Below are 26,894 nucleotides of genomic sequence, written 5' to 3'. Positions count from 1 at the left end.
CGGCCGTCAGGTGCCGCCCCCGGTCCGGTTCACGGGGTGTTTCCGGCCATCGGGGGGCGCTGCCGTCAGGCGGGCCGGACCTCCAGGGTGGCCCGCAGCCGCGTGTCGGCGTGCGAGTGGCTCGCCCTGACCTCGTAGGTGCCGGGGATCCGGGTCCAGTCGCCGGCGTGCTCGTCCCAGATCTCGAAGGCGCGGGCGGGCAGGGTGATCTCGGCCTCGGCTCCCTCGCCGGGGCCGGCCTCGACGCGGGCGAAGCCGGCCAGCCAGCTCGCCGGGCGCTCGACGGTGTCCGCGCGCGGCGCGAGGTAGATCTGGACGACCTCGCCGCCGGGCCGGGCACCGGTGTTGGCGAGCTGCACGCGGACGGTGGCGCCGCCGGTCCCGGGTGCCTCGGTGACCTCCAGGGACTCGTACGTCCAGTCGGTGTAGCCGAGGCCGTGCCCGAAGGCGTAGGCCGGGGCGATGCCGGCCTTCTCGTACGCCCGGTAGCCGACGAACAGGCCTTCCCGGTACTCCAGGCGGCCCGCCTCGGGCTGCACCTCGGTGACCGGGGCGTCGGCGAGGGTGGCCGGCCAGGTGGTGGGCAGCCGGCCGCCGGGCTCGGTGGCGCCGAGCAGTACGTCGGCCAGGGCGGCCCCGCCCTCCTGGCCGGGGAACCAGCCGAGCAGGACGGCGGCGACCTGCTCGCGCCAGGGGAGTTCCACCGGGGCGCCGGCGTTGACGACGACGACCGTGCGCGGGTTGGCGGCGGCGACGGCGCGCACCAGTTCGTCCTGACGGCCCGGCAGGCGGAGGTCCGCGCGGTCGAAGCCCTCGGATTCGACGCGTTCGGTGGTGGCGACGACCACGACGGCGGTGTCGGCGGCCCGGGCGGCCGCGACGGCCTCGGTGATCAGCTCGTCGGGGTCGCGGCGGGGGCCGAGGTGGAGCAGCGAGAACATGACGGCCTTGAGCGGCATCCCGCTCATGTCGGGGAGCCGGAGGGTGAGCGAGACGTCGACCGGTTCGCCCTCGGCGAGTCGGATGCGGCCGCGTTCGCGGGGTGCGCCGAAGAAGGCCTCGAAGGGGTCGGCCTCGTCGCCCGGTTCCTGGACACCCTCCCAGAGGAGCGTGCCGCCGACGGTGAGGGTGAAGGCGCCCAGGCCGCGGGTGCCGAAGGTGTGTTCGCCCGCCTCGCGGGGGGTGAAGGTGCCGGTGACCTCGATGGAGGCGGTGTTGTCGTAGGTGGCGCCGGCCGGGAGGTCCTCGCCGATCCACTGGACCTGGCCGGAGGGCAGGCCGCCTTCGCCGACGACGGCGCCGGTGGCGTCGCGGCAGACGGCTCGCAGGGTGAACCCCTGGCCGGCCGGGGCGGGTTCGTCGCTGGGGTCGGCGCCGACGGCGTACGTGAGGGTGCCGGCCGGGAGGGCCGCGGTGAGCCCGTCCAGCGGGGAGACGACGCGTTCGGGGAAGACGGTCGCCGAGCCGCCGCCGAGTACCCGGGCGTCCCGGGCGGCGGCGCCGATGAGGGCGACCGTACGGCCCGTGGAGGGGTCCAGGGGCAGGACGCCGCCCTCGTTGCGGACCAGGACGGTGCCGCGGGCGGCGATCTCGCGGGCCAGGGCGCGTCCGTCGACGGGGGCGGGCAGCCGCTCCTCGGGGACGGCGGGCGGTGCGCCTTCGAGGAGGCCGAGCCGGGCGGCGAGCCGGAGGACGTTGCGTGCGGCGGAGTCGACGGCGTCCTGGGGGACCTCGCCGGAGCGCACGGCCTCGGCGAGGGCGGGCCCGTACACGGTCTGCGGTCCGGGCATGGCCACGTCCAGGCCGCCGAGGATGTTCCCGGTGGTGGAGCGGGCGGCCATCCAGTCGGAGACGTTGCAGCCGTCGAAGCCCCATTCGCCGCGCAGGACCTCCTGGACCAGGTGCCGGTGCTCGGTCATGGTCGTGCCGTTGACCTGGTTGTAGGCGGTCATGACGCCCCAGGGGCGGGCGTCGTTGACGATGGCCTCGAAGGGGGCGAGGTAGAGCTCGCGCAGGGGACGGGGGGCGATGGCGTTGTCGACGGTGAAGCGTTCGGTCTCGGCGTCGTTGCCGGCGAAGTGCTTGACGGTGGTGCCGACTCCGCCTTCCTGCACGCCGATGACGTAGCCGGTGCCGGTCTCGGCGGTGAGGTGGGGGTCCTCGGAGTAGCACTCGAAGTGCCGGCCTCCGAGCGGCGAGCGGTGGAGGTTGACGGTGGGGGCGAGGAGGACGTGGACGCCCTTGCGGCGGGCTTCCTGGGCGAGCAGCCGGCCGGCCCGGCGGGCGAGGTCGGGGTCCCAGGCGGCGGCGAGCGCGGTCGGGGAGGGGAGGGCGACGGAGGGGTCGTCGGCGGTCCAGCGGACGCCGCGGACGCCGATCGGGCCGTCGGACATGACCAGGGACCGCAGGCCGATGGCGGGGACCGCGGGCAGGGTCCACATGCCGTCGCCGGCCAGCAGTCGGGTCTTGGTGTCGAGATCGAGCTTGCCGAGTGCGGTGTCCACGGCGTCGCGGCGGGTCTGGGCGGCGTCGGTCACGGCCGGGCCTCCTCGTCGAGTGCGGTGCGGTGCGGGGTCGCCGCCATCCTGGACCCCCTCGCCTGGCGATCGGTAGGCTTCGTTATGTATCCGTGACGAAAGGATGTCGTACGGTCTCGGGGGACACGGACGTACACACGTACGCACGGACGGAAGGGACGGCCGGCGGTGGCCAGGGCAAGGAGCGAGGAACGGCGCGCGGACATCGTCCGCGCCGCCCTCGAAGTGATCGCGGAACGCGGCTACCGGGGCGCGTCGCTGAGCACGGTCGCCGAACGGGTGGGACTGACCCAGCAGGGCCTGCTGCACCACTTCCCGACCAAGGAGGCGCTGCTGGTCGCCGTCCTCCATGAGCGCGACCGGTGGGACACCGGTGGCGGCTCCCGGTCCTCGGCCGACCGGTGGCGGCTGGACCTGCTCGCCTCGCTGGTGGACTACAACGCGATGCGGCCGGGCATCGTGCAGACCTTCTCGGCGCTGCTCGGCGAGAGCGTGACGGAGGACCACCCGGCCCGGGAGTTCTTCACCGGACGCTACGCGCAGGTCCGCGCGGAGATGGCGGAGGTGCTGCGCGCCGAGTTCGGCGACCGGCTGCCCTCGGGCCTGACCCCGGAGGCTGCGGCCCCGCTGCTGACCGCGGTGATGGACGGCCTGCAGTACCAGTGGCTGCTCGACCCCGCGTCGGTGGACATGCCGGCGGCCTTCCGCGCGTTCCTCACCCTCCTCCGGGGAGCCGCGTAGTCCACTCGGCGGCCGCCGCCGTGTCGGTCGCCGCACCCGCGGCGCGGCTGCGGCACGGTGATCCGCATGACCGACCACGGCACCCCCGCACCCACCCGCCGCACGGTCCTGACGGCCGCCGGATCGGCCGCGGTCGCCGCCCTGGCCGCCGCCCTGGCCACAGCCTGCGGCTCCCCGGCGGCGAGCCGCGCGGGCGCGCCGAAGCCCCCCGGGGCCGCCGCGGAGCCCGGCTGCGTCCTGGTCACCACGGCAGGGTCGGGCCCGTACTACTCGGGGCCGGGGAAGCGCCGGTCGGACATCACGGAGGGTCAGGCCGGGGTGCCGCTGCGGCTGGAGCTGACGGTCGTCGGCGTGAAGTCGGGCTGCCGGCCGCTCACCGGGGCCACCGTGGACGTCTGGCAGGCGGACGCCCAGGGCGTGTACTCGCAGAACGGCGCCACGCACCTGCGCGGCAGCCAGGTCACCGACGCGTCCGGCCGCTGCGTGTTCGAGACGATCGTCCCCGGCTGGTACGCGGGCCTCGCCCCCCACGTCCACTTCAAGGTCCGCCCGGCCTCCGGCGGGGAGACCACCTCGGTCTTCTACCTTCCGGAGGACATGCTGCGGCAGGTGTACGCGCGGCAGCCGTACGCGCGCCGCAAGGCCCCGGCGGACCCCAACGGCCGCGACGGCCGCTACCGCAGCTCGGGTGCCGCGATGACGCTGGCCCCCGTCGCCCACGGCGCCGGCTACCGGGCCGCGTACACCGTGGGCATCGCCTGACGCACACCCGGACGGGACGCCGGACGGGCCTGGCATGCTGACGGTATGAAGATCGCAGCCGCCCAGCTCTCCTGCGCCCCCGCCGACGTCCCCGCCAACGTCGGCCGCGTCGCCGCACTGGCCGGTCAGGCCCGCGAGCAGGGCGCCGAGTTGGTGGTCTTCCCCGAACTCGTCCTCACCGGCTACGAACTGGAGGCGATCCGCGCCGACCCCGGCCTGTGGCTGGACGCCGACGACGCGCGGCTCGACCCGGTCCGGGCGGCGGGCGTGGCCACCGTCGTCAACTGCGCGGTACGCACGGACGGCCCGCGCCCGGCCCTCACCACCCTCGTCCACGACGCCTCCGGCGCGCTGGTCACCTCGTACGCGAAGCAGCACCTGTACGAGCAGGAACGGGACGTGTTCGCCGCCGGAGACCGGGACGGCCGGTTCGAACTCGGCGGCGTCCGCTTCTCGCTGGCGACCTGCTTCGACAACCACTTCCCCGAGCTGTGCGCCCGGGGCGCGGCCGACGGCTGCCGGGTGCACCTGGCGAGCTCGCTGTACGGGACCGGCGACGGGATCCGGGAGCGGGCCGCCGTCTACCCGGCCCTCGCCGCCGGCCTCGGCATGTACGTGGTGCTCGCCAACCACGTGGGTCCGGCCGGGCCGTGGACGGGCTGCGGTGGCGCGGCGCTGTGGGGTCCGGACGGGCTTCCGCTGGCGGAGGCGGACGGCACCACCGCTTCGGTGGTGGTCGCGGAGGTCGCCGCCGCCTGACCGGTCAGCCGAAGCAGACCCGTCCGCTCTCGCCCGTGTCGCCGGGCGTCAGGCAGAAGCGGGCGCCGGCCGGCCCGCCGGCCGCCGGTGCCATCGGGGTCGCCACGTACTGGCCGGCGTCCTGGCCGGTCACCCGGCGCACCTGGGGCACCGGGCTGTCCGGCACGGACAGGTCGACGCGGTCGCCCGCACCGAGCCCCGACGCCCTCACCCACACGGCCCGGCAGTACTCGCCGTAGCGGAGCTCCAGTTCGCGTCCGCCCGGGGCCTTGCCGGTGAGCACGGTGGCGACCATGCCCTCGCCGCCGCAGCCCATCCGCAGCGGGTCCTCCCCGGCACAGGCGGCCGCGGCGCAGCCGGGGTTGCGTACCGGCCGCTCCGGTTCCGCGGCCGCCTGGGACCGCGGTCCGGAACCGGGCAGCAGCACCAGCGCGACCGCCGCCGCCAGCCCGCCGGCGCACAGGATCACCGCCGCCGGCGCGGCGCGGCGCCGGCGCGCGGCGGCGCGTACGGGCGGGTCCGGCGGGGCCGGGGCGGTCGCCGCCTCCCGGGCGCCGTCGGCGCCCGCGGGGGCGGGGCGGGCCCGGCCGCTCCAGGCGGCGTCGGCGAGCTCCCACAGGGCGAGCAGCCGGGCGGGGTGTTCCCCCGCCACCGCGCACAGGGCCTCGACGGCGGGCCGGGGCGGCGGCTGCTTGCCGTTGAGGTACCGCTCCCAGGAGGACTTGCTGTACGGGGTGCGGCGGCCGAGCGCGGCGAGGCTCAGCCCGGTCGCCTCCCGCAGCTGGCGCATCTCGGCGGCCAGCTGCCGGCACTCCGTCGCCGTGGCGGTCACTTCCGCAGCTCCGCCCAGGTCTTCGGCCCGACGATGCCGTCCGCGACGAGTCCGCGCGCCTTCTGGAAGCGGGTCGCGGCGTCCTTGGTGGCCGTGCCGTACAGTCCGTCGGTGGAACCGGGCTCGAAGCCGTGTTCGCGCAGCAGGCACTGCACCTCGACGACGTCGAAGCCGGTGCTGTTGGTGTCGAGCAGGATGTCCCGGCTCCTGCTGTGCCCCGCCCGGAGCTCCCCGTCGTGCCGGCGGACCTCGCAGGAGTACGCGATCCCCCGCCGGTAGCCCGACTTGCCGGTGTCCGCTTCCTTCTCCTCGCCGCCGCCCCACGCCACGCCGGTCAGCAGCCCGGCGGTGAAGGCCACGGCGACGGCGGCCGCAATCGCGGCGACGAACCGGCGCGGGGACACCGCCCGGGCGGCGGCCGGCCCGCCGGGCCGCTCTCCCGGCGGGGCGGGTTCCGGCCGGTCCTGCGCGCGCGGTTCGCGCGGCTCCTCCTCGGGCGCCTCCTGCGGTACCGGCCCGTCGGCCGTGCCCGGCGCCCGGTCCGGCCCCTCGGCCCGTTCCGTTCCGGGGGCCTGCGCGGTCCGCCCGGCCGTCCGGGACTGCGTGGCGACCTCGTGCAGCACGGTCAGCCGGGTCGGTTCCACGCCGCACACCCGTGCCAGCTCCTCCACCGCCCCGCGCGGCACGGGCTGCTTCCCGTTCAGGTACCGCTCCCACGAGGAGCGGCTGTAGCCGGTCTTGCCCGCGAGCGCGGCCAGGCTCAGTCCACTGTGGTCCTTCAGCCGCCGCAGCTCCGCGATGAGCCTTCGCTCACGGCCGTCGAGTGCGGCAGGCAGATCTTTCCAACGCGCCACTGGTCGTACCCCCCAAGTCCTCCCCCCAGCATCGGGCCCGCGCGGCCACGTTTCCAGCCTCCGCACGAGGGTTGGCCCGATCCAGGCTCGCCGTCCGCGTCCCACGGAAGCGTCCCTTCCGGGGACGTCCCAGCAGGTCAGGGCATGGGACGTCCCACAGCTGCCCGGGTTCGCCGAGCGGTCTGGACCCCGCCGAGGTTGGCGCGGGAAAGTCGTTCCCGTCAGCCGGCCACGCCACGGCTGACGCCGGGGCCGGCCGCTGCACGGGGCCCCGGTGAACGGGGGAACGCGGCGGCCCGGCCTCCCGCCAGGAGGCCGGGCCACCGCGCTGGAACGCCCGCGCGCGTCAGGGGGTGCGGGGGTCAGGGCGTGAGGTGGGCGAAGGTGCCGTGGCCGCTGCGCACACCAGCGGCGGGCAGCACGACCCGCACCGGTGCTCCGTTGGCGAGACGGCCGCCGCGCGTCCCGACCGACCAGATCTGGGGGCTGGTGTCGTGGTGGACGGGGAAGGTGAGTTCCGCGGTGCCGTCGCCGTCGAGGTCCGTGGTCTTGATGTCGTTCATCGGGAAGGAAACCGGGCCGGCGACGTCGGGGAGACCCGGGGTGTCGGCGGGGTAGTGGCCCGCGCCGGTACCCGTGACGCCGCCCTTTCCGCCCTTCAGGACGTGGATGGCGCCCTGGTCACCGGTGCAGCCACTGCCCGGGAGGCAGTCACGGGTGCCGACCACCAGGTCGGCGTACCCGTCACCGGTGATGTCTCCGGCGGTCAGGTACTTCCCGAAGGTGTCCCACTTGCCGCGCCCGCCCGCCACACCGGGGGTGTCCCTCGTGATCACCTGGACCGGGCGAGCGGGGTCGATACCGGACGCGGAGCCGTACCGGATGCTGACCTGGCCCTTCCAGCCGAGGAAGCTGGTGCGCGAGGAGTTCCACACCTCCTCGACCTCGCCGGTGGCGATGTCACCGAAGCCGTCCTTGTCGAAGTCCGCGATCGCGTGGCCGCCCCGGGCCGGCTGCGGCGACTTCCAGAAGCCCTTCGCCCCGCCGAGCAGGACGTGGCTGCGGAAGTCGGTGCCCCGGCGGGTGGACACGACCAGGTCGTCCGTCGTGCCCCTGTTGATCCGGCCGGCCAGCAGCCCGTAACCGCCGTCGCCCGGATCGATCTTCAGCTGCTCGACGGCGGCGGGTTCGCCGGTCGCGCTGAACGGCCCCTTGAACAGGTCCAGGCGCTTGCTGTGCGCGATGACGAGGTCGGCCTTGCCGTCAGCGTCGAAGTCGCCCGCGACCATGGCCGAGCCGAACTGCTGGTCGGACGGCGCGTTGTCGACCAGGTTGGTTCCGCCCCTCAGCCCCTGGCGGCTCCCCCAGAGCATGGTGACGTGGCCCTGCTGGTCGTTCTCGCCGATCCGGTCGGTCGCCACCGCCAGGTCGGCGTAGCCGTCTCCGTTGAAGTCGGCATTGGCGAGGATCCTGCCGTACTGGTCGGTGGGGCCGCCTCCTCCCCCGGGGAAGCCCGGGGTGAGGCGGGTCAGGGGTCTGGTGCGGGTCCGCTGGACACCGTCCTCGGAGCCGTAGGCCACCGCGACGTATCCCGTCGTGCGCACACCCGCGGCGTCGAGGACGACCGCCTCGGGGTCGCTGTACGCGAGGTCGCGGTAACCGTCGCCGTTGAAGTCGTCGGAATGGCGGGTCGGCGCAGGGCCGGTGCCGGCTGCGGTGGCGGGAACCGCCGGCATCCCTCCCGCGAGGGCGGCCGCCGCGGCCGCCGCGACGACTCCCCTGCGCGTGGTCGTGTTCAAGAGTCCTCCTGTGCGGTGCGCGTTCGGCACCGCCGGGACAGACCAACCGGCCGGGCGGAAGGTTGTAAGCCGGCCGGCCTCAGGCGGCGCCGTCCGGGACGAGGTGCTTCCGGCCCCACTCGCCGAGCGGGACCAGGGCGTCCGCGAGGTCACGGCCGATCGGGGTCAGGGAGTACTCGACCCGGGGCGGGACCTCGTCGTGGGCCTCGCGGAGGACGATCCCGTCTCCCTCCAGCTCGCGCAGGTGGGCGGAGAGGACCTTCTCGGTGACCCCGGGGACCATCCGGCGCAGCTCCCCGAAGCGGCACGAGGGCCGTTCGCCGAGCGCCCACAGGATGATCACCTTCCATTTGCCGGCGATCACTTCCATCGCCGCGTCGATCCCGCAGTGGCTCGCCCCCGGCCGGCTCCCCGCCATCGCCCCGCCCCCTTCCACCTGGACACTCACCCGCGGGTAAGTACCCACTTCGAAGTGCGTACTTGATCGCCCTTACGACCCGATCAAGGCTAATGGGCATGACGAACCGAAACGACGACCCGACCCCCGTCTCCCTGCTGGGCCTCGGTGCCATGGGCACCGCCCTCGCCCGCGCCTGGCTGGCCGCCGGGCACCCCTTGACCGTGTGGAACCGCACGCCCGCCAGGGCCCGGGCGCTGGCGGGCGAGGGCGCGGCCGTCGCCGCCGACCCGGCCGGGGCCGTCGCGGCGAGCGGGCTGGTCGTGCTGTGCCTGATGGACGACGCCTCCGTCGACGAGGTCCTCGCCGGGGTGGACCTGGCCGGCAAGGACCTGGTGAACCTGACCACCGGGACGCCCGCGGAGGGCAGGGCGCGGGCCGCCTGGGCCGAGGAGCGGGGGGCCCGCTTCGTGGACGGCGGGATCATGGCCGTGCCGCCCATGATCGGCGTGCCGGAGGCCGGCGGGTACGTCTTCTACAGCGGGTCCGCGGAGGCCTTCGAGGCGCACCGGGCCGTCCTGGAAGTGCCGGCCGGGGCCCGCTGGGTGGGCACCGACCCCGGGCACGCGGCGCTGTACGACGTGGCGCTGCTGAGCGCGATGAGCGGCCTGTTCGCCGGGATGACGCACGCGTACGCCCTGGTCCGCGACGAGAAGGTGGACGCGGAGCGCTTCGGGGAGCTGCTCACCTCCTGGACGGCGGCGATGGCGCACGCGTTCGTCGCCACCGGTGGGGCGGCCGGCGAGGACTCCAACCTGGAGATGCAGGCGGCCGGCAACCGCACGCTGCTGCGCACGGCGGCCGGGCAGGGGGTGAGCACGGAGCTGCTCGACGGCTACTTCCGGCTGATGGACCGGCAGGTGGCGGAGGGCGAGCCGGACGCGGTGGTGCTGCTGCGCCGCCCCTCCGGGTCCGCCTAGAAGGAGGGCGGGGGCGGGCCGAAGCCCGGGGAGGTCTCCGGGCCCTTGCCGGACGCCGGCCAGGTCTGGGCGGGCGCGGGGTCCTGCGCCGGGGCCTCGGGCCAGGCCGGGGCGGCGGTGTCCCCCGCGGCGGGGCCGGAGTCGGCGGCCGGGCCTTCGCCGGCCGGCTCGGCCGGGACCAGGTCGCGGGCGAGCAGGGTGGCGCCGGCCACCGCGCCGGGCATCAGGAAGACCGCGACCAGCGGTACCAGGAACGCGAGGACCAGCGGTACGCCGAACCCGAGGGCCAGTCCGCGGCGGGCCCGCAGCAGGGCCAGCCGCCGGTTCAGGTCGACGTCGCGGCGCTGGAGGGCGACGGCGGTGAGCTCCAGGGTGAGGAAGAAGCCGGAGACGCAGAAACCGACGACCGGGACCACGGTCTGGCCGATGACCGGGACGAAGCCGGCGGCGAAGAGGAGGACGCCGAAGAGGAGGACGCGGCCGAGGACGCGGAGGCTGTCCGTGAGGGAGATCCACAGTTCCCGGAGCAGGGAGCGGTCGGACTCGGGGACCTCGCCGCCCTCGCTGCGCTCGACCTGCTCGGACAGCGACTCGTAGAACGGCTCGCCGATCAGCAGGGTGACCGCGGTGAAGGTGATCACCGCGAGGAAGAGGCCGAGGCCGAAGAGCAGGGCGGTCAGGAACCCGCGGAACAGGCCGAGCCAGGGCGCGGACCAGTCGCCGGCGAACGGGGTGGCCCAGGCGACGGCGTCGTCGGCGCCGTAGCCGAGTCCGATCAGGGCACCGGCGTAGAGGACGAGTGCCACGAGGCCGGGCAGCAGCCCGAAGCCGAACCAGCGGCCGTGCCGGAACACCCACTTCTGGCCGGCCAGCAGATAGCCGAAACCCCCACCGAAATCGCGCATGCCCGCAGCTTACGGCGAAGGCCGCACCCTCCCGGTGGGGGGTGCGGCCTTCGTCACACGATCATGACGATCGCCGTACGGGCGGGCGTCAGGCGACGGAGAGCTCGACGGTGATGTTGCCGCGGGTGGCCTTGGAGTACGGGCACACCTGGTGGGCCTTCTCCACGAGGTCCTTGGCGCGCTCCTGGTCCACGGCCGGGATGGAGGCGGTGATCTTGACGATGATGCCGAAGCCGTCGTCGTTCTTGCCTATGCCGACCTCGGCGGTCACGGTGGCGCCGGAGATGTCGGCGTTCTCGTTGCGGGCGACGACACCGAGGGCGCCCTGGAAGCAGGCGCTGTAGCCGGCGGCGAACAGCTGCTCCGGGTTGGTGCCGGCGCCGCTGCCGCCCATCTCCTTCGGCGGGTTCACGACGACGTCGAGCTGGCCGTCGTCGGAGGCGACGCGGCCGTCGCGGCCGTTCTCGGCGGTGGCGACAGCGGTGTACAGCACGTCGGACTGCTGGATGGACATGTAAGGAATCCTCCTGGTAGTCGCCCCGACTCGCGCCCACGGTCGTGACGGTGTAGGGGAAGACTAACCGGTGAAAGAAACGATCATCTTTCCGGTGTTCTCGCCGCGGAGCATTCCGAGGAAGGCGTCGACGCCGTTCTCGATGCCCTCGACGACCGTCTCGTCGTAGTGGAGTTCGCCGGAGCGCAGCCATCCGGCCACGTCCTTCACGAACCGCTCCTGCAGTCCGTAGTGGTCCGCGACCAGGATTCCCTGGAGCCGCAGCCGCTTGCCGATCACGGCCACAAGGTTGCGCGGGCCGGGGGCCGGCTCGGTGTCGTTGTACTGGGCGATCGCGCCGCAGAGGGTGGCGCGGCCGTGCACGTTGAGGGAGGAGATGGCGGCCTCGAGGTGGTCGCCGCCGACGTTGTCGAAGTAGACGTCGATGCCGTCGGGGGCGGCGTCGCTGAGCTGCTGGGCCACCGGGCCGTTCTTGTAGTTGAAGGCGGCGTCGAAGCCGTACTTCCCGGTGAGCAGCGCGACCTTCTCGTCGGAGCCGGCCGAGCCGATGACGCGGGACGCGCCCTTGATCTTCGCGAACTGGCCGACGAGGCTGCCGACCGCACCGGCCGCGCCGGAGACGAACACGGCGTCGCCCTCCTTGAAGGAGGCCGTCTCGAAGAGGCCCGCGTAGGCGGTCAGGCCGGGCATGCCGAGCACGCCGAGGTACGCGGAGAGCGGGGCGAGCGAGCCGTCCACCTTGACGGCGTGCTTCGGGTCCAGGTCGGCGTACTCGCGCCAGCCCAGCTGGTGCAGCACGTGGTCGCCGACCTCGAAGCCCTCGGCGGCGGAGGCGACGACCTCGCCGACGGCACCGCCGTCCATGGGGTGGTCCAGCTTGAACGGCGGGATGTAGGACTTCACGTCGTTCATCCGGCCGCGCATGTACGGGTCCACGGACATGTGCAGGTTGCGCACGAGGATCCGGCCGGGGGCGGGCGCGGAGACCGGCACCTCGCGGAGGGCGAAGTCGGCAGCGGTCGGCCAGCCCTCGGGGCGGGCGACCAGGTGCCACTCGCGGCTGACGGTGGGAAGCGCGGAAAGCTCGGACATGAGGGGACTCCCGAAGAGAATTACTTCAGTGACTGAAACAACCATGCGCCTGGATATTTCATGTTGTCAAGCAAATGGGTACGCTGGTGCCATGCCCACGAGCCGGATGGACCCCGTCACCCTCGAAGTCGTCGACCTCATCGGCGCCGTCGTGTCCCGGTACCACGAGGAGTACGAGCACGCCGCCGCGCACCACCAGCTCACCGGCGCCCAGGCCAAGCTGCTGGGCCTGCTGGCCGTGGAACCGCTGCCGATGCGGCGGATCGCCGAGCGGCTCAAGTGCGAGCCCTCCAACGTCACCGGCATCGTGGACCGGCTGGAGAGCCGTGGCCTGGTCGCCCGCCGGCCCGATCCGGCCGACCGCCGGGTCAAGCTGGCCGCGGCCACCGAAGAGGGCCGGGAGACCGCCGAGCGGCTGCGCGAGTCCCTGGACTTCGCCCGGGAGCCGCTGGCCGGGCTGTCCCCGGCGGAGCGGGCCCTGCTGCGGGACCTGCTCAGACGGATGCTGGGCTGAGGGGGGCGGCTCCCGCCCCCACCGTCACCAGCAGATCCACAGGAAGCACTGCTCCGGCTCGGGCTCCGGCTCGGGCTCGGGCTCGGGTGCGGGAGGGGCCCCCACCGGCGGTACGGGCCTGGGCCTGCCCGAGCCCCCCGGCGCCGGCGAGGTCGAAGGGGAGCCCGAGGTCCGCGGCCTGACCGGCTTGCCCGAGGTCCCGCCACTGGGCAGGCGGGAGGTCGGGGCCCCGCCGAGCGGCGGCCCGGACTCCGCCGGCTCCTCGGGCCCCTCCGGCTCGGGAGACTCCTGCGGCAGCGGCGACTCCCCGGCGGAACCGCCCGGAGCGGGCGAGGCACCCCGCGCCGGGCCGGTCGTACCGGCCACCGGCTTCGCCGGGGCCGTCGGCGCCCGCCCCAGCGAGGGCGCCGCGGTCGGCACGCCCGCCGTGTCCTCGGGCGCGCTCCGGTCCGGCTGCCGCATGTCCTCCTGGAGCACCACCGTGGAGGCCCGGTCCCGCTGCTCGCCCTCCACCGTCATCCGGGCCAGCGCCAGCGAGCCGCCGGCCGCGACCAGCAGGCCCAGCCCCACGGTCAGCGCCGTACGGCGCCGCCGGCGGTGGGCCGCCCGGCGGCGCGAGGCACCCCGGCCGCGCCCGCCCTCACCCTGGTAGGGGGCGCCCAGCACGATCGAGAGCTCCTCGGGCCCGGGCGACGGGGCGGGTGGCACCGGCGGCACCGCGGGGTGCGCAGGAGCGGCGGTCAGGTACTCGGCCTGGGTCCCGCACCCGGCGCACGCCAGTGCGCCGTTGAGGTACCTGCGGCAGGCGTGGCAGTAGTCCATGGCGCCCGCAGGCTATGCGAGGTTCCACAACATCCGTATCGCGACGACGTAAGGATCCTGTGTGGAGTTCGGAACACGCGCCTTCCAGCTGGTACTGCTGCGCCGGATGGCCGACTTCCAGCCGGGGCTCGCCGAGGAGGCCCGGCACCGGCTCGGCGCCACGCTCGCCGAGCAGCGCGAGGCCAACCGGACCTGGCAGGCGATGGTCCGGTCGCCGCGCTCGCGAGGGGCCCTCGCCCGCTACCGGTCGGTCCTCGGCCCGCCCGCCGACGTGGCCGCGCGCGCCGTCGGGGACCTGGAGTGCGAGGCCCTGCTGTGGGCGCTGCCGCTCTGGCCCGACCTGCGGTTCGAGGTGCTGGCCGGGCCCGGCGGGGCGGTGTGGAACGAGTGGCTGGTCCGCGCGCCGGGCGCGCCCGGACCCGTACTGGAGGAGCTGGACGACCTGCGGCCCTGGTCGGCGACGGTGGACGAGGTGGCGCGGGCCTTCGCGCCGGTCCGCCCGATGGAGGGGACCGCCCCGACCCGGTGGCGGCTGGCCTTCGAGCGGGCGGGCCGGTCCTGCGTGGCCGAGTTCACCTACGGCCTGCTGCAGCGGGTGGACGTGGCGGGCGGCTAGGAGGCGAGGAAGGCCCGCACGCCGGCCGAGGTGGGGTCGTCGCCGAGCAGGTCGTTGTGCTCGAGGCAGCCGACGCCGGTGTTGAGGGCGCCGGTCAGCGGGACGCTGCCGTCCGGGTTGATCACCTCGTCGCAGCCGGACCAGAAGGTCGCGTACTTGACCGCGCCGGGGGTCTCGTCGCCCGCGGCGAGGTTCTTCTGCACGTAGGAGCCGGGTGTCATGTCCCGGCAGGCCTGGTCCCACAGGGCGCAGGCCCAGGCGGTGGAGGTGCCGTGGTTGGGGCCGGCCAGGGAGACCCAGTGGTCCACGGTCTGCGCGCCGCCGCCGAACTTGACGTACCAGCGGCTGACCAGCGAACCGAAGGAGTGCGCGACCACGTCGACCTTGGCGGCGCCGGTCCGCCTGCGCACCTCGTCCACGTAACCGGCGAGGCGGCCGGCGAGGACCTCGTTGACGGACTGGTGGGTGTCGTAACCCCAGGAGAACAGCTCCGAGTCGGCGTATCCGGCGGCCCTGAGGTCCTCGCGCAGCGATCCCCACACGCCCGGGTCGGCGTTGTAGCCGTGGACGAGGACCACCGGGTTGCGGGCCGCCCCCGGGGCCGGGGCCGCGGCCTGGGCCGGGACCGGCGCGAGGAGTGCCAGGCAGAGCGTCAGAAGTGCCAGGATTCTCTGGCGGGGCGTCAGCATCGGGTCCCCTTTACCTTGTTACGCGCGAGTAGCGCGGACGGTGGGGGCATGCTGCTGCCTGTCGGTGCAGAAAACCACCCCCGTGACCGCACCGGGGACCCCCCGACCGGAGCAGCCCAACGGGCCATACGTCCGGTTAGCCGGGAAAGATACGAGATGCGACCGGCAAACCGCCGGTGTTCTCGCGTCAGCGCTCTCGGGAGGATCTGCCGTGACCGTCAGTCTTGAGCAGCTGCGCCGCTGCCACGTCGCCGTCGACCTGGGGGCGGCCCGGACCCGCGTGTACGTCAAGGGCGCCGGCCTGGTCGTCGACGAGCCCAGCGTGGCAGCGGTCAACACCCGCACCGGTGCGCTCATCGCCGTGGGGACCTTCGCCGAGCGGATGACCGGCCGGACCCCCGACTACATCCGCGTGGTCCGCCCCGTCTCCGGCGGCACCGTCGTCGACATCGAGATGGCCCAGCGCATGCTGCGCCACCTCCTCGGCGAGAAGCTCCGGCGCGCCCTGCGCCGCAAGCCCCGGCTGCGGGCCGCCGCCTGCACCCCGCACGACGCCGACCCGCTGGCCCAGCGCGCCACCGTGGAGACCATGGTCGGCCTCGGTGCCCGCCGGGTCGAGCTGGTCGACACCCTGATCGCGGCCGCCGTGGGATGCGGCCTACCCGTGGAACAGCCCACCGCCACCATGATCATGGTGTGCGGTGCGGCGGCCACCCAGGTCGCCGTCCTCTCCCTCGGGTCGGTGGTCACCGCCCAGCGGGTGCCGGTGGGCGGCGAGGCCATCGACCACGCGGTGGTCCAGCACCTGCGCCACGCGCACGAGCTGATGCTGCCCAGCCAGTCCGTACGCCCCCTCCAGCTGGCCCTGCACGGCACCGGCATCACCGACGAGGGCCCCGCCTCCACCCTCATCCACGGCCTGGACGTGGCCACCGGCCTGGCACGATCGGTGCACGTGGACACCGCCGCGGTCCGCGACGCCATCCACACCCCGCTGACCGCCGTGCTCGACGGCATCGGCCGGGTCCTGCGGGACTGCCCGCCCGACCTGGTCGCCGACCTGACCGACCGCGGGATCATGATGGTGGGCGGCAGCGCCCTGCTGCCCGGCCTGGACCAGATGCTGCGCGACGCCACCGGGATGCCCGTGGCGATCGCCGAGCGGCCCGACGTGTGCGCCGTGCTCGGACTCGGGGCGATGATGGAAGGGAAGATCACCCCGCTGGTCCTCAACCCCCTTGCGGACTGAGCGGACCGAGCGGGCCGAGCGGACGACCCGCCGCACGACCGACACGACCCGGCACACGACCCGACTTGGCCGAGACATGAGCGAAGCCCCGCGCGCACAGCCCGGGCGGCCGCGTCTGCCGGTGCTGCTGGAGGCCGTCCTGAGCGTCGGTTCGGCACTCGAACTGCGCTCCACCCTCCAGCACATCGCCGACGCGGCGGCCGAGCTGTGCGACGCCCGGTACGCCGCGCTCGGCGTCGTCGACCCCGAACGCGTCCGGGTGACCGAGCTCGTCACCTCCGGCCTCACCGACGAGGAGCGGGCCCGCATCCCCCACCTGCCGGACGGCCGCTCCGGCCTGCTCGGCACCCTCATCAGGGACCCCCGCCCGCTGATGGTGGACGAGGTCTCCCGGGACCCGCGCTCGGCGGGCTTCCCGCCCGGGCACCCCGGGATGCGCTCCTTCCTCGGCGTCCCGATCCGGGTCCACACCGAGGTGTTCGGCAACCTCTACCTCGCCGACCGGCGGGACGGCGGACCCTTCACCGACGAGGACGCGGCGCTGCTGCGGGTCCTGGCCTCGCAGGCCGGCATCGCCATCGGCAACGCCCGCCTGTACGACACCGCCCGGCGCCGGGAGCGCTGGATCGAGGGAGCGGCCGCCGTCACCACCACCCTCCTGGCCGGCCGCCCGGCCCAGGACGCGCTGATGTGCGTGGCCGACCGGGCCCGGCGGCTGGCCGACGCGGCGGCGGGGGTGGTGCTCCAGCCGACCCCGGAGGGCGGCATGGAGATCGTGGCCGCCTCCACCCAGGGCGACCCCGGCGACCTCGTCGGCACCACCATCGAGCCCGGCAGTCCCGTGCTGGAGCAGCTCCTGGGCGGCGAGGCGGTGTTCGTGGAGGACTCCGCGACCGACCCCCGGATGACCACGCACGTACGGGAGCGGTTCGGCCCCAGCATGCTGCTGCCCCTGCAGAGCGGCGGCCAGCTGATCGGCACGCTCGCCCTGCCCCGGGCCCGCGGCGGCCCCCCGTACGACGCGGTGGACCGGCTGCTGGCCTCGCAGTTCGCCTCACAGGCCGCGCTGGCGCTGGTACTGGCGGACGCCCAGCACGACCGGGAACAGCTGGCGGTCTACGAGGACCGCGACCGCATCGCGCGGGACCTCCACGACCTGGTCGTCCAGCGGCTGTTCGCCACCGAGATGATGCTGGAGAGCACCCGGCGGCGTTCCTCGGCGGCCCCGGCCGGGGACACCGTGGGCGAGGAACTCGGCCGTGCGGTGGACGAGCTGGACTCCACCATCCAGGAGGTGCGCACGGCCATCTTCGCCCTCCAGCAGCCGCCCGCCGACGCCCCGACCACCGTCCGCGGCCGGGTCCTCCGGGAGACCGGCGGCGCGGGTGTGCTGCTCGGCTTCCAGCCCTCCGTGCGGTTCGCGGGGGCGGTGGACGCGCTGGTGCCGGACGCCGTCGCCGCGGAGCTCGTCGCCGCCCTGCGAGGGGCCCTGGCCGCCGCGCACCGCCGGCAGGAGGTCAGCTCCGTGGACGTGGAGGTGGACGCCGGCCCGGAGCGGGTGCGGCTGACCGTGACGGACGACGGCCGGACCGAGGCGGGCACCCGCGGCACCACACTGAGCTGGGAGTCCGCGCTCCAGCCGGGGTCCGGGCCGCGCTCCGGCGCCTGAGCCGGGTCAGAGACCCCCCGGGGCTCCCGGGCGGTCGGCGGCGCGGAGCGCGATGCGCGTGCTGGACTGGGCGACCCCGGCCTCGGTCTTCAGCCGGCGCAGCAGGCTGTCCAGCGCGGCCGGGTCCGCGGCGCGGGCCCGCACCAGGTAGTCGTAGGCGCCGGTGACGTGGACGGCCTCGGTGATGCCGGGCAGTTTCGCGACGGCCCGCTCGAACTCGTCGTTGCCGGTGTCCTGCCGCAGCGTGATGTCGATGAACACCACCAGGCCGCCCCGGGTGTCCGCGGCCGGATCGACGATGGTGGTGAACCCGCGGATCACGCCGTCCCGGAGCATCCGGCGGACCCGGTCGGCGGCGGCGTTCGCGCTGAGGCCGACCCGCACGCCGAGGTCACGGTACGAGATCCGCGCATCCCCCTGGAGGATGCCGAGGATCTCCCTGTCCAGCCGGTCCATGCCGCGATTCTCGCAGCCGGAGCCGTAATCCGCCCGCGCTTCCCCGGGGCGGCCGCGCAGGCTTCCCGCATGACGAACGAGCTGGGTGCATTCGCACTGATGGGTCCGGGACTGGCCGGCGCCGCCGCGGGACTGGGCGTGGCGGTCCCGATGGGCGCGATGAGCGTGCTGCTGCTGCAGGAGGCGCTGCGGTCCCGGCGGGCGGCGGTGGCCGGCGCCGCCGGGATCGCGCTGGTCGACTTCGCCTACGCGGGGGCGGCGGTCGCGCTGGGCCCGTGGGTGGCCGCCCGGGTGGCGCCGGTCGAGGCGTGGGTGCGGCTCGCCGCCGCGCTGATCCTCCTCGCCATCGCCGCCCGCGGCCTGTGGGGCTCCTGCTCCGCCGCCCGCCCGGAACGGGAGCCGGCGCCGGGCCCGGCACCCGGCCCGTCACCCGGCCCCGGCCCGGAGGCCGGGGGCCCGCCGGCCCGGCTGGTGTTCGCCCGGTACGTCGGGCTGACCGCCGTGAACCCCACCACCGCGCTGTACTTCGCCGCGCTGACCACCGCCCAGGGCGCCCGGCTCGCCGGCGGAGCGGCCGCCGCCGCCTTCCTCGCCGGGGTGCTGCTGGCCTCCCTCGCCTGGCAGCAGCTCCTCGCCGCGGTCGGCTCCTTCGCCGGCGCCCGGATCTCCCCCACCGTCCGGAACTGGAGCTTCCGTCTCGGCTACGGCCTGGTCGCCGCGTACGCCGTCGAAGTCGCCCTCCCGCTGCCCTGAACCTGCCTAGGGTGGCCCCGTGACGACGACCCGCCTCTCCGCCCGCGCCGCCCTGGACTCCGTCGCCGACCCCGGCACCTTCGCCGAACTGCCCGTCCCCCTGGACGAGGACGCGACCGACGGCCCGCTCGCCTGGGCGGGCTACGCCGAGTCCCGCGAACGGGCCGCGGCCCGCACCGGCGAGCGGGAGTCCGTCGTCGTCGGCACGGCCCGGATCGGCGGCCGCGCAGCCGTCCTCGTCTCCTTCGAGTTCGGCTTCCTCGGCGGGTCCCTGGGACGGCGCACCGGCGACCGCCTCGAAGCGGCGTACGCCCACGCCCGCGAGCGGCGGCTGCCCCTCGTCTCCCTCGTCGCCACCGGCGGCTCCCGCATGCAGGAAGGCATGCTCGCCCTCACCCAGCTCCAGCGGGTGGCCCGCCAGTCGGTGCTCACCCGCGCCGCCGGCCTCCCGCAGATCGCCGTACTGCGCGACCCCACCACCGGCGGCGGCTGGGCCACCCTCGGCGCCGGCGCCGACGTGGTGCTGGCCCTGCCCGGCGCCCAGGTCGGCTTCGCCGGGTCCCGCGTGCGACCCGCCGACGCCGACCCGGCCGCGTACACCGCGGAGGGCCAGTACGCCGCCGGGCACGTGGACGCCGTCGTGCCGCCGGCGGAGCTGCGCGGCGTACTCGGCCTCTGGCTGCGGCTGCTGGCCGGCCCGCACCCCGAGCCGGTCCCGGCCGAGCCGCCCGCCGCGCTGGCCGGCGTACCGCTGCCCGCCACGGGCTGGCAGGCCGTAGGGCAGGCCCGGCACCCGGACCGGCCGCGCGCCGCCGCCTACCTGGACGCGTACTTCGAGGCCCGGCTGCCGCTGTCCGGGGACCGGGCCGGGGGCACCGACCCCGGGATGCTCTGCGGCTTCGGCGTCCGCGGCGGCCGCACCCTCGCGTACGCCGCCCAGTGCGGCACCGCCACCCGCCCGGCCGGCTACCGTACGGCGGCCCGGCTGGTGCGGCTCGCGGACCGGCTCGGGATCCCCGTGCTCACCCTGGTGGACACCCCGGGCGCGGCCAACGACGCGGCCGCCGAGCACGCCGGGGCCGGCGCCGCGATCGCCGACACCTTCGCGGCCGTGGCCGGGGCGCGGGTACCCGTCACCACCCTGCTGATCGGGGAGGGCGGCTCGGGCGGGGCGCTGGCGCTGGCCGCGCCCGGCCACACCTGGGTCACCCCGGACAGCTACTTCTCCGTCATCGCGCCGGAACTGGCCGCGGCCATCCTCAAGCGGCCCGCCGAGCAGGCCCCGGCCACCGCCGACCAGCTGCGGCTGCGCCCCCAGGACCTGGTGGACCTGGGCGTGGCGCGGGGCATCGTCGGCGTCGCCGGACGGCCGGGCTGACCGGGCCCGCGCTACGGCCGGGCGGCGGAGACGGGCGTCCACCGATCGACTGGCCTCCCGGGGCGTCCGGACCCACGGGGGCATGAAGCGGGGCTGCCACGGTGATAGCTCGCAGGGTCCGAGGGGGGAGCCGTGCGTTCCCGAAGGAAAGGCCTCCGCGCGCATGTTCATCATCCAGCTCGCCCTGGTGTCCGAGACCACCCGGAACCGGATCACCGCCTCCCAGCTCACGCGCGTCGCGGCCGCCCTGCAGAAACAGGCGACCCGCGACTTCGGGCCGTTCTGGCAGGTCGACGCGACCGTGGACGCGTTCGACCGGCTGGAGGACGTGCCCGTCGGCTACTGGCCGATGATCGTGGTCGACGACGTCCCCGACGCCGCCGGCTTCCACACCGACGACAACGGACAGCCGTTCTCGGTGATCGAGTTCAGCGACAGCTGGTCGCTGACGGCGAGTCACGAGATGCTGGAGATGTGCGCCGACCCGTTCGGGAACCGCCTGGTGCCCGGCCGCTCCCCGCACCCGGAGCAGGGCCTGGTCGAGTTCCTCGTCGAGGTGGCGGACCCCTCCGAGGCCGCGGAGTTCGGGTACACGGTCAACGGCATGCTCGTCTCCGACTTCTTCACCCAGCGGTTCTACGACCCGGTCGCCGTCGACGGCGTCCGCTACAGCTTCGGCGGCCACATCAAGGCACCCCGGCAGGTGCTGCCCGGCGGCTACATCAGCTGGCGCGAACCGGTCACGGACGAGTGGTGGCAGCAGATCTGGTTCGAGGGCGACGCGCCGACGTTCCGCAACCTCGGACGGCTGACCGGCAGCGGAAGCCTGCGCGCGGCCATCGACGCCCGCACGAAGACGGTCAGCCGGCTGGCCGCCGAAGGGCCCCCGTCCGAGCGCTTCAGCAGGGCCAGGGCGCTCACGGCCAGCGCCAAGGAGTCCACGGGCGCCCGGGCGGAGGCCTGGCGCGCCCAGCTCGCCCGCCTCAGGGAGTCGAACCCGGCCGCGGATGCGTGGAACGGGCAGTGAGCGCGAGGATGGGTGGGTACCCCACCCGGCCCGCCCGCCGCGGAGGTTTCCCATGAGTGACGACGACGCACAGGGCCGCGAGGCCCGCGCGGAGGAGCTGCGCCGGAGGATCTTCCGGCGCGGGCCCGCCCCGCCGGGGCGGACCCCCGCGACCCCCGCGACTCCGGCGGCTCCGGCGGCCGGGAAGCCGCCGGAGGAACGCAGCCTGAAGGAACGGATCGCGCGCCGCATGCGCGAGCTCGACCAGGCCGAACGCCGCCGGCGGCCGCCGCGGACCGGCCCGGACGACGCGGACGACGCGGACACCGGGGCCGACACGGACCCGCCGCCCGGCGAGGACCGGGCCGGCGGCGGCTAGGGGCGGGGGTCGCGGGCGTCGTAGCGGGCGAAGCCGCGCCAGCGGGCGGCGAGCAGCGCGACCACCAGCACGCACGCGAGGCCGCCGCCCGTGACGGCCACCGCCGGGGAGGTCAGGTCGGCGACCGCCCCGGAGAGGAACTCGCCGAGCCGCGGTCCGCCCGCGACCACCACGATGAACACGCCCTGGAGCCGCCCCCGCATCTCGTCGGGGGTGGCCGCCTGGAGCATGGTGGTGCGGAACACCATCGAGACGGTGTCCATCCAGCCGGCCAGGGCGAGGAAAAACAGGCCCAGCCACAGGTTCCGGGTCAGTCCGAACACCGCGATGGCCAGACCCCACGCGCCGACGGACAGCAGGATCGCCAGCCCGTGCCGCCGGATCCGGCCCGTCCAGCCGGAGAACAGCCCGCCCAGCAGCGCGCCCACCGCGGTCGCCGCGGCGAGCAGGCCGACGACCTTGGCGTCGCCGCCGTACCAGAGCCCGGCCACGGCCGGGAACAGCGCCTTCGGCTGGGCGAGCACCATGGCGCACAGATCGGAGAAGAAGGTCATCCGGATGTTGGGCCGGGTGGCGAGGAAGCGGAGCCCGTCCAGGACCGAGGCCCGCCCGCGCCGGTCCTCCGCGCCGTCGGGCCGCATCGAGGGCAGGCGCCACATCGCGTAGAGGGCGCCGGAGAAGGCGACGGCGTCGATCAGGTAGGCGGTCTGGAACCCGAACGCGCCGACGATCACCCCGCCCAGCGCCGGCCCGACCACGAACCCGGAGGTGGTGGTCACCGACTGCAGGGCGTTCGCGGCGGGCAGCTGCTCCGGGGGCAGCAGTTTCGGGACCATCGCGGAGCGGGCGGGCGAGTTCAGGGCGCCGCAGACCGCCTGGAGCGCGACGACGGCGTACAGCAGCCAGACCCGGTGGTAGCCGGCCAGGGCGGCGGCGGCGAGCACCACGGAGAGCAGGGCGAGGCCGGTGGCGCTGTACAGGCCGAGCTTGCGGCGGTCGACGGAGTCGGCGACGGCACCGCCGTAGAGCCCGAAGACGACCAGTGGGACGAGCGAGAAGAGGCCGACGAGCCCGACGGAGAAGCTGGAGCCGGTGATCTCGTACACCTGGAGCGAGACCGCGAAGGCGGTCATCGCCGAGCCCATCCACGACACGGTGTTGCCGACCCACAGGCGCCGGTAGTCGGGCGACTCCCGCAGCGGGGTGAGGTCGGCGAGTATCCGGGGTCGCGGACGGGGCGTGGTCTGGGTGGAGGAGGTCGTACCGGTCACACGGGATGGTAACCGGGTGCCCCGCGCGGGCCCAGGGAGTTTCCGAACCACGGGACGCAGGGCCGCACCGGCCGCCCAGCAGCCCCACGCTCCCCGCGGCCGGCCGGGCCCGGGCCGGTAACTCGCCACCGTGTGGCGACATTTGACCGAATCGGCGTGCGCTCCCCGCCTCGGGTTCCGCTCATGATGAAAAGACTCGTATGTCCAGGGAGGCGTAGTGATCGAACCTGGCAAAGGAACAGCGAGCAACATTCTCAACCCGGTGGGGCCGGCCACCACGCGGCCGCTCACCGTCGGTGTCGAGGAGGAGTTCCTCCTCGTCGACGCCCGCACCTTCACCGTCGTCCCGGTCGCTCCGCTCGTCCTCGCCACCGTCGCCGGGGAGCCAGCGCAGCTGCACGCCGAGGGCACCCGCTACCAGGTGGAGATCTCCACCCCGGTCGCCGATTCCGCCGCCGGCCTGCGCGTGGAGCTCGGGGCGCTGCGACGTTCCCTCGCCCGGGCCGCCCGCTCGCACGGCTGCCGGCTGCTGGCCAGTCCCTCGCCGGTGGTGGCCGTGGCACAGCCGCTGCACCTGACCGACGACGAGCCGCGGCAGCGCGAGCAGCACCGCCGCTTCGGCGCGCTCACCGACACCCTGGTCGGCTGCGGCCGCCACATCCACATCGGCAGCCTCGACGTGGACACGGCCGTGGCCGTGGCCAACCGGGTCAGGCCGTGGCTGCCCACGCTGATCGCGATCGCGGCCAACTCGCCGTTCTGGCAGGGCCGGGACACCGGTCACGCCAGCTGGCGCGCCATGGCCTGGTCGGCCTGGCCCTCCGCGGGCCTGCCGCCGCACTTCACGTCGACGGCCCACTACCGCCGTTCGGTGCAGACCCTGCTCGGCTCCGGGGCCGCCCTGGACACCAAGATGGTCTACTGGGACCTCCGCCCCTCGGGGAACTGGCCCACCCTCGAGATCCGGGCCCCCGACATGTCCCCCGACCTGGAGACCGCGGTGCTCCAGGCGGAACTGGGCCGGGCGCTGGTGGCCACGGCGCTGCGCGAGATCGCCGAGCGGCTGCCGGAACCGGAGGTACGGGACGACGTCCTGCGGCTGGCCCGCTGGCGCGGCGCCCACGACGGCCTGGAGGGCTTCGGCCTCGACCCGTACACCGGCACCGAACTCCCGGCGGCGGCCCTCGCGGAGGCCCTGCTGGACCGGGTGGCCCCCGAACTGGCGGTGACCGGCGACCTCGACCACGCCGCCGACACCCTGGGCTCGCTGCTCCGCGACGGCTCGGGCGCCCACCGCCAGCGCGCGGCGTTCGCCCGCAGGGGCGACCTGACGGACGTCCTGCGCCATCTGGCCGACCAGACGGAAGCCTTCTGACCCACCGGCCCCCGCCCCGCCCCGAGGGGGCCCGACCCCGGCCCCTCCGGACACCCCGACCGGCACCACCCCGCCGGCAAAAGAAGAAGCCGCAGGTGCAATCGTTTCTGCACCTGCGGCTGCTTGCGGTGGGGCGGGTGGGACTCGAACCCACGGCCGACGGATTATGAGTCCGCTGCTCTAACCGGCTGAGCTACCGCCCCTCCACGGCGTGGCGCGTACAAGTGTGCGCGCCGTCTGCCGCAGCATAGCCGCTCATACGATCTCCTGCTCCAGGTGGCTCGCATGATCGGCCGCGCCTGCCCTGTGAGACCACGCCGGGGGCTGCCCGGTTCCACGTCCGGGGGGAAAAGACCGAAAAAAAGACGAGGACCCACTCGGGGGTCCTCGTCTCGATCGCTCCCCCGGCTGGACTCGAACCAGCAACCCTCCGGTTAACAGCCGAATGCTCTGCCAATTGAGCTACAGGGGATCGCGCTCCCCCGACTGGACTCGAACCAGTAACCTGCCGGTTAACAGCCGGCTGCTCTGCCAATTGAGCTACAGGGGATTGCTGCGTTGCATCGAACGGCACTCCTACGGCCTCGCCGGAGGGCGGTCGCTCGTTGCGAGACATACATTAGCGCAAGCAGGGGGGTGCTCCGCCAATCGGTATCGACAGCGGGCCGGGCACCGACTCGACGAAGGGTGGCAGGCATGCGGTACAAGGTCGTGTTCGCCGTCGGACTCGCCTTCGGGTACGTCCTGGGCACGCGGGCCGGGCGTGAGCGGTACGAGGAGATGCGGAAGTCGGCGCGGGAGATCGCACGGAACCCCGCGGTCCGCAACGCCGCCGAGCAAGTGGGGCAGACCGGGCGGGAGGTCGCGGGCAAGGCCTTCGCCGCGGTCGGCGACCGGATCCCCGCCTCGGTGGCCGGCCGGGTTCGCTCGCTGCGGGAGCGGGGCCAGGGCTACGACGACGACTGGGGCACCAGCAACACCTGAGGGCGGCGTGGGGCGGGTGCGGCAGAATTCTCCGCATGGGGATAGTCGCCGGGCTGGACAGCTCTTCCGCCTTCACTCGCATCGTCGTCTGCGACACCGACACGGGTGCCGTACTCCGCCAGGGGTACGCACCCCATCCGCTGCCGACCGGGGAACCCGGTGAGACGAGCCCGTACGAGATCGACCCGCAGGCCTGGCTGCTCTCCCTCGGGGAGGCGGCCGGCGGCGGGATCCTCGAAGGGGTCCAGGCCATCGGCGTCAGCGCGCAGCAGCACGGTCTGCTGGCCCTGGACGCGCAGGGCGCCCTCGTGCGGCCCGCCCTGGTCGGCAGCGACAAGCGGGCGCAGGTCGCGGCCGCGGACCTGGTGGAGCGGCTCGGCGGCCGGGCCGGCTGGGTGGAGGCCGTCGGCTCGGTCCCCCAGCACGCCCAGCCCGTGGCGAAGCTGGCGTGGCTGGCGCGCAACGAGCCGGAGGCCGCCCGCCGCACCGCGGTGCTGATGCAGCCGCACGACTGGCTGGTCTGGCAGCTGCTGGGCCGGCCGGCCCGGCGCACCACCGACCGGGGCGGGGCCTCCGGCACCGGTTACTGGTCGGCGGCCACCGGCTCCTACCGGCCCGATCTGGTCGAGCTCGCGCTCGGGCACATGGCGATGCTGCCGGAGGTGCTCGGCCCGGCCGACGCCGCCGGCACCACCCCGGAGGGCCTGCTGATCTCGGCCGGCACCGGCGAGACCATGGCCGCCGCCCTCGGGCTGGGCGTGGGACCGGGCGACGCCGTGGTCTCGCTCGGCGCATCCGGGTCGGTGATGGCCGTGCACCACGAGGCGCTGGCCGAGCCGGGCGGGCTGATCACCTCGCTCGCCGACGCCAGCGGCATGCACCTGCCGGTGGTCAACACCTCCAACGCGGTGCGGCCGCTGCGGGGCACCGCCGAGCTGCTGGGCACCGACCTGGCGGGCCTGAGCGAGCTCGCGCTGAAGTCCACGCCGGGCGCGCACGGGCTGGTGCTGCTGCCCTACCTCGAGGGCGAGCGGACCCCGAACCTGCCGCACACCGCGGGCACCCTGACCGGTCTGCGGCGGGACTCGATGAAGCCGGAGCACCTGGCCCGGGCCGCCTTCGAGGGCATGCTGTGCGGGCTGGTGGACGCCCTGGACGTGCTGCGCACCCGCGGGGTCCCGATCCGGCGGGTGTTCCTGCTGGGCGCCGCCGCCGAGCTGCCCGCCGTACAGGCCGCCGCGCCGGGGCTGTTCGGTACGCAGATCGTCGTACCGCAGCCGGCGGACTACGCGGCGCTGGGCGCGGCCCGGCAGGCGGCGTGGGCGCTGGGCGTGGCGCAGGGCACGCTCGCCGCGCACACCCCGCCGGCGTGGCCCGCGGCGGCGGCCCAGGTGTTCGAGCCGGACGGGGAGTTGCCGGCCTGGCAGGCGGTGCGCCAGCAGTACGTGGCGACCCGCGAGCAGGTGCACCCCGGGGCGTTCCTGGCCTAGGCGCGGCGTAGGGCGCGGGTCGCGGGCCGGTCGTTCTTTTGGACCGGCTTTGCGAAAAGCGGTGGGGTTCC

Annotated in this window: 27 protein-coding genes and 3 tRNA genes; 15 read left to right on the top strand and 15 right to left on the bottom strand. The window is 74.9% G+C overall.

Annotated elements, in window-relative coordinates; genetic code table 11:
* Positions 1-65: 65 nt before the first annotated feature.
* On the bottom strand, positions 66-2,537 hold the full coding sequence (locus ACFY61_RS07150; protein ID WP_389467993.1) for a beta-glucosidase: 2,472 nt from the start codon (positions 2,535-2,537) through the stop codon (positions 66-68).
* Positions 2,538-2,705: 168 nt separating this feature from the next.
* On the opposite strand from ACFY61_RS07150, the gene ACFY61_RS07145 reads away from it, so the two are divergent.
* From ACFY61_RS07145 to ACFY61_RS07135, 3 genes are all read left to right on the top strand, one after another.
* A complete protein-coding gene (locus ACFY61_RS07145) occupies positions 2,706-3,278 on the top strand; it encodes a TetR/AcrR family transcriptional regulator (protein ID WP_389467991.1) in 573 nt (190 codons plus the stop codon).
* A gap of 66 nt (positions 3,279-3,344) precedes the next feature.
* Positions 3,345-4,040 (top strand): intradiol ring-cleavage dioxygenase, encoded by a 696-nt coding sequence (locus tag ACFY61_RS07140; RefSeq protein WP_389467988.1) that lies wholly within the window; start codon positions 3,345-3,347, stop codon positions 4,038-4,040.
* A gap of 45 nt (positions 4,041-4,085) precedes the next feature.
* A complete protein-coding gene (locus ACFY61_RS07135; RefSeq protein WP_389467986.1) occupies positions 4,086-4,799 on the top strand; it encodes a carbon-nitrogen hydrolase family protein in 714 nt (237 codons plus the stop codon).
* 4 nt (positions 4,800-4,803) lie between these two features.
* On the opposite strand, the gene ACFY61_RS07130 is transcribed toward ACFY61_RS07135, so the two are convergent.
* From ACFY61_RS07130 to ACFY61_RS07115, 4 genes are all read right to left on the bottom strand, one after another.
* Positions 4,804-5,631: a helix-turn-helix domain-containing protein gene (locus ACFY61_RS07130; protein WP_389467984.1), complete on the bottom strand. Its 828-nt coding sequence runs from the start codon at positions 5,629-5,631 to the stop codon at positions 4,804-4,806.
* Complete coding sequence (locus ACFY61_RS07125) at positions 5,628-6,485, bottom strand: helix-turn-helix domain-containing protein (RefSeq protein ID WP_389467982.1); 858 nt, start codon at positions 6,483-6,485, stop codon at positions 5,628-5,630. The genes ACFY61_RS07130 and ACFY61_RS07125 overlap by 4 nt, the downstream gene beginning before the upstream one ends.
* 362 nt (positions 6,486-6,847) lie before the next feature.
* Entirely contained in the window at positions 6,848-8,284 is a 1,437-nt protein-coding gene (locus tag ACFY61_RS07120; RefSeq protein ID WP_389467979.1) for an FG-GAP and VCBS repeat-containing protein, read from the bottom strand.
* Between the two features lie 79 nt (positions 8,285-8,363).
* The gene (locus ACFY61_RS07115) at positions 8,364-8,702 is read right to left on the bottom strand and encodes a winged helix-turn-helix transcriptional regulator (RefSeq protein ID WP_389468201.1); all 339 of its coding nucleotides are present in this window, start codon (positions 8,700-8,702) and stop codon (positions 8,364-8,366) included.
* Positions 8,703-8,800: 98 nt separating this feature from the next.
* On the opposite strand from ACFY61_RS07115, the gene ACFY61_RS07110 reads away from it, so the two are divergent.
* Positions 8,801-9,661, top strand: coding sequence for an NAD(P)-dependent oxidoreductase (locus ACFY61_RS07110; protein ID WP_389467976.1), 861 nt, complete (start codon positions 8,801-8,803; stop codon positions 9,659-9,661).
* Here the strand turns inward: ACFY61_RS07110 and ACFY61_RS07105 are convergent.
* The 3 genes from ACFY61_RS07105 to ACFY61_RS07095 all read right to left on the bottom strand — a co-directional run bounded on the left by ACFY61_RS07105 (position 9,658) and on the right by ACFY61_RS07095 (position 12,172).
* Positions 9,658-10,566: an EI24 domain-containing protein gene (locus tag ACFY61_RS07105; RefSeq protein ID WP_389467975.1), complete on the bottom strand. Its 909-nt coding sequence runs from the start codon at positions 10,564-10,566 to the stop codon at positions 9,658-9,660. The genes ACFY61_RS07110 and ACFY61_RS07105 overlap by 4 nt on opposite strands.
* 88 nt (positions 10,567-10,654) lie before the next feature.
* Positions 10,655-11,080 carry an organic hydroperoxide resistance protein gene (locus ACFY61_RS07100; protein ID WP_389467972.1) on the bottom strand — a complete coding sequence of 142 codons (426 nt, stop codon included), beginning with the start codon at positions 11,078-11,080 and terminating at the stop codon, positions 10,655-10,657.
* A 63-nt stretch (positions 11,081-11,143) separates the two neighbouring features.
* The gene (locus ACFY61_RS07095) at positions 11,144-12,172 is read right to left on the bottom strand and encodes an NADP-dependent oxidoreductase (RefSeq protein ID WP_389467970.1); all 1,029 of its coding nucleotides are present in this window, start codon (positions 12,170-12,172) and stop codon (positions 11,144-11,146) included.
* Between the two features lie 91 nt (positions 12,173-12,263).
* On the opposite strand from ACFY61_RS07095, the gene ACFY61_RS07090 reads away from it, so the two are divergent.
* Entirely contained in the window at positions 12,264-12,686 is a 423-nt protein-coding gene (locus tag ACFY61_RS07090; RefSeq protein WP_389467967.1) for a MarR family winged helix-turn-helix transcriptional regulator, read from the top strand.
* A gap of 24 nt (positions 12,687-12,710) precedes the next feature.
* On the opposite strand, the gene ACFY61_RS07085 is transcribed toward ACFY61_RS07090, so the two are convergent.
* Positions 12,711-13,508: a hypothetical protein gene (locus ACFY61_RS07085; protein ID WP_389467964.1), complete on the bottom strand. Its 798-nt coding sequence runs from the start codon at positions 13,506-13,508 to the stop codon at positions 12,711-12,713.
* Positions 13,509-13,614: 106 nt separating this feature from the next.
* Here ACFY61_RS07085 and ACFY61_RS07080 point away from each other — a divergent pair, with 106 nt between their 5' ends.
* The gene (locus ACFY61_RS07080; protein ID WP_389468198.1) at positions 13,615-14,124 is read left to right on the top strand and encodes a hypothetical protein; all 510 of its coding nucleotides are present in this window, start codon (positions 13,615-13,617) and stop codon (positions 14,122-14,124) included.
* Here ACFY61_RS07080 and ACFY61_RS07075 read toward each other — a convergent pair.
* The gene (locus ACFY61_RS07075) at positions 14,121-14,813 is read right to left on the bottom strand and encodes an esterase/lipase family protein (RefSeq protein ID WP_389467962.1); all 693 of its coding nucleotides are present in this window, start codon (positions 14,811-14,813) and stop codon (positions 14,121-14,123) included. The genes ACFY61_RS07080 and ACFY61_RS07075 overlap by 4 nt on opposite strands.
* Before the next feature lie 211 nt (positions 14,814-15,024).
* Here ACFY61_RS07075 and ACFY61_RS07070 point away from each other — a divergent pair, with 211 nt between their 5' ends.
* Both ACFY61_RS07070 and ACFY61_RS07065 read left to right on the top strand, forming a co-directional pair.
* A complete protein-coding gene (locus ACFY61_RS07070; RefSeq protein WP_389467959.1) occupies positions 15,025-16,062 on the top strand; it encodes a rod shape-determining protein in 1,038 nt (345 codons plus the stop codon).
* 76 nt (positions 16,063-16,138) lie between these two features.
* The gene (locus tag ACFY61_RS07065) at positions 16,139-17,731 is read left to right on the top strand and encodes a GAF domain-containing protein (RefSeq protein WP_389467956.1); all 1,593 of its coding nucleotides are present in this window, start codon (positions 16,139-16,141) and stop codon (positions 17,729-17,731) included.
* Between the two features lie 6 nt (positions 17,732-17,737).
* Here the strand turns inward: ACFY61_RS07065 and ACFY61_RS07060 are convergent, their stop codons facing one another.
* Positions 17,738-18,187: an Lrp/AsnC family transcriptional regulator gene (locus ACFY61_RS07060; protein WP_389467954.1), complete on the bottom strand. Its 450-nt coding sequence runs from the start codon at positions 18,185-18,187 to the stop codon at positions 17,738-17,740.
* A gap of 69 nt (positions 18,188-18,256) precedes the next feature.
* On the opposite strand from ACFY61_RS07060, the gene ACFY61_RS07055 reads away from it, so the two are divergent.
* The 4 genes from ACFY61_RS07055 (at position 18,257) to ACFY61_RS07040 (ending at position 21,703) form a co-directional block, all read left to right on the top strand.
* Positions 18,257-18,940 carry a LysE family transporter gene (locus tag ACFY61_RS07055; RefSeq protein ID WP_389467951.1) on the top strand — a complete coding sequence of 228 codons (684 nt, stop codon included), beginning with the start codon at positions 18,257-18,259 and terminating at the stop codon, positions 18,938-18,940.
* Positions 18,941-18,959: 19 nt separating this feature from the next.
* Positions 18,960-20,318: a carboxyl transferase domain-containing protein gene (locus ACFY61_RS07050; RefSeq protein WP_389467948.1), complete on the top strand. Its 1,359-nt coding sequence runs from the start codon at positions 18,960-18,962 to the stop codon at positions 20,316-20,318.
* A 163-nt stretch (positions 20,319-20,481) separates the two neighbouring features.
* Positions 20,482-21,345 carry a hypothetical protein gene (locus ACFY61_RS07045; protein WP_389467945.1) on the top strand — a complete coding sequence of 288 codons (864 nt, stop codon included), beginning with the start codon at positions 20,482-20,484 and terminating at the stop codon, positions 21,343-21,345.
* 52 nt (positions 21,346-21,397) lie between these two features.
* Complete coding sequence (locus ACFY61_RS07040) at positions 21,398-21,703, top strand: hypothetical protein (protein ID WP_389467943.1); 306 nt, start codon at positions 21,398-21,400, stop codon at positions 21,701-21,703.
* Here the strand turns inward: ACFY61_RS07040 and ACFY61_RS07035 are convergent.
* Positions 21,700-22,974 carry an MFS transporter gene (locus ACFY61_RS07035; protein WP_389467942.1) on the bottom strand — a complete coding sequence of 425 codons (1,275 nt, stop codon included), beginning with the start codon at positions 22,972-22,974 and terminating at the stop codon, positions 21,700-21,702. The two genes, ACFY61_RS07040 and ACFY61_RS07035, sit on opposite strands and share 4 nt — an antisense overlap.
* Positions 22,975-23,236: 262 nt before the next feature.
* On the opposite strand from ACFY61_RS07035, the gene ACFY61_RS07030 reads away from it, so the two are divergent.
* The gene (locus ACFY61_RS07030; RefSeq protein WP_389467939.1) at positions 23,237-24,349 is read left to right on the top strand and encodes a glutamate--cysteine ligase; all 1,113 of its coding nucleotides are present in this window, start codon (positions 23,237-23,239) and stop codon (positions 24,347-24,349) included.
* Positions 24,350-24,478: 129 nt separating this feature from the next.
* On the opposite strand, the gene ACFY61_RS07025 is transcribed toward ACFY61_RS07030, so the two are convergent.
* The 3 genes from ACFY61_RS07025 to ACFY61_RS07015 form a co-directional block, all read right to left on the bottom strand.
* Positions 24,479-24,552: transfer RNA gene (locus ACFY61_RS07025), tRNA-Ile, on the bottom strand.
* Positions 24,553-24,748: 196 nt separating this feature from the next.
* Positions 24,749-24,821 (bottom strand) — tRNA-Asn (locus ACFY61_RS07020).
* A 5-nt stretch (positions 24,822-24,826) separates the two neighbouring features.
* A tRNA-Asn gene (locus tag ACFY61_RS07015) sits at positions 24,827-24,899 on the bottom strand.
* 146 nt (positions 24,900-25,045) lie between these two features.
* Here ACFY61_RS07015 and ACFY61_RS07010 point away from each other — a divergent pair.
* Positions 25,046-25,333 (top strand): YtxH domain-containing protein, encoded by a 288-nt coding sequence (locus ACFY61_RS07010; protein WP_389467938.1) that lies wholly within the window; start codon positions 25,046-25,048, stop codon positions 25,331-25,333.
* A 35-nt stretch (positions 25,334-25,368) separates the two neighbouring features.
* Positions 25,369-26,823, top strand: a complete 1,455-nt coding sequence (locus ACFY61_RS07005; RefSeq protein ID WP_389467935.1) for an FGGY family carbohydrate kinase — start codon at positions 25,369-25,371, stop codon at positions 26,821-26,823.
* Positions 26,824-26,894 lie beyond the last annotated feature (71 nt).

Source organism: Streptomyces sp. NPDC012888, assembly GCF_042900645.1.
Lineage (GTDB): Bacteria > Actinomycetota > Actinomycetes > Streptomycetales > Streptomycetaceae > Streptomyces.
This window is presented reverse-complemented; position numbering and strand designations above follow the sequence as displayed.

Coding starts and splice junctions, on each gene's coding strand:
- ACFY61_RS07060 (WP_389467954.1), bottom strand. CDS start 18,187: ATGGACCGGCTGGACAGGGAGATCCTCGGCATCCTCCAGGGGGATGCG.
- ACFY61_RS07110 (WP_389467976.1), top strand. CDS start 8,801: ATGACGAACCGAAACGACGACCCGACCCCCGTCTCCCTGCTGGGCCTC.
- ACFY61_RS07115 (WP_389468201.1), bottom strand. CDS start 8,702: ATGGCGGGGAGCCGGCCGGGGGCGAGCCACTGCGGGATCGACGCGGCG.
- ACFY61_RS07055 (WP_389467951.1), top strand. CDS start 18,257: ATGACGAACGAGCTGGGTGCATTCGCACTGATGGGTCCGGGACTGGCC.
- ACFY61_RS07040 (WP_389467943.1), top strand. CDS start 21,398: ATGAGTGACGACGACGCACAGGGCCGCGAGGCCCGCGCGGAGGAGCTG.
- ACFY61_RS07135 (WP_389467986.1), top strand. CDS start 4,086: ATGAAGATCGCAGCCGCCCAGCTCTCCTGCGCCCCCGCCGACGTCCCC.
- ACFY61_RS07080 (WP_389468198.1), top strand. CDS start 13,615: ATGGCCGACTTCCAGCCGGGGCTCGCCGAGGAGGCCCGGCACCGGCTC.
- ACFY61_RS07075 (WP_389467962.1), bottom strand. CDS start 14,813: ATGCTGACGCCCCGCCAGAGAATCCTGGCACTTCTGACGCTCTGCCTG.
- ACFY61_RS07005 (WP_389467935.1), top strand. CDS start 25,369: ATGGGGATAGTCGCCGGGCTGGACAGCTCTTCCGCCTTCACTCGCATC.
- ACFY61_RS07045 (WP_389467945.1), top strand. CDS start 20,482: ATGTTCATCATCCAGCTCGCCCTGGTGTCCGAGACCACCCGGAACCGG.
- ACFY61_RS07095 (WP_389467970.1), bottom strand. CDS start 12,172: ATGTCCGAGCTTTCCGCGCTTCCCACCGTCAGCCGCGAGTGGCACCTG.
- ACFY61_RS07100 (WP_389467972.1), bottom strand. CDS start 11,080: ATGTCCATCCAGCAGTCCGACGTGCTGTACACCGCTGTCGCCACCGCC.
- ACFY61_RS07090 (WP_389467967.1), top strand. CDS start 12,264: ATGCCCACGAGCCGGATGGACCCCGTCACCCTCGAAGTCGTCGACCTC.
- ACFY61_RS07085 (WP_389467964.1), bottom strand. CDS start 13,508: ATGGACTACTGCCACGCCTGCCGCAGGTACCTCAACGGCGCACTGGCG.
- ACFY61_RS07140 (WP_389467988.1), top strand. CDS start 3,345: ATGACCGACCACGGCACCCCCGCACCCACCCGCCGCACGGTCCTGACG.
- ACFY61_RS07105 (WP_389467975.1), bottom strand. CDS start 10,566: ATGCGCGATTTCGGTGGGGGTTTCGGCTATCTGCTGGCCGGCCAGAAG.
- ACFY61_RS07065 (WP_389467956.1), top strand. CDS start 16,139: ATGAGCGAAGCCCCGCGCGCACAGCCCGGGCGGCCGCGTCTGCCGGTG.
- ACFY61_RS07010 (WP_389467938.1), top strand. CDS start 25,046: ATGCGGTACAAGGTCGTGTTCGCCGTCGGACTCGCCTTCGGGTACGTC.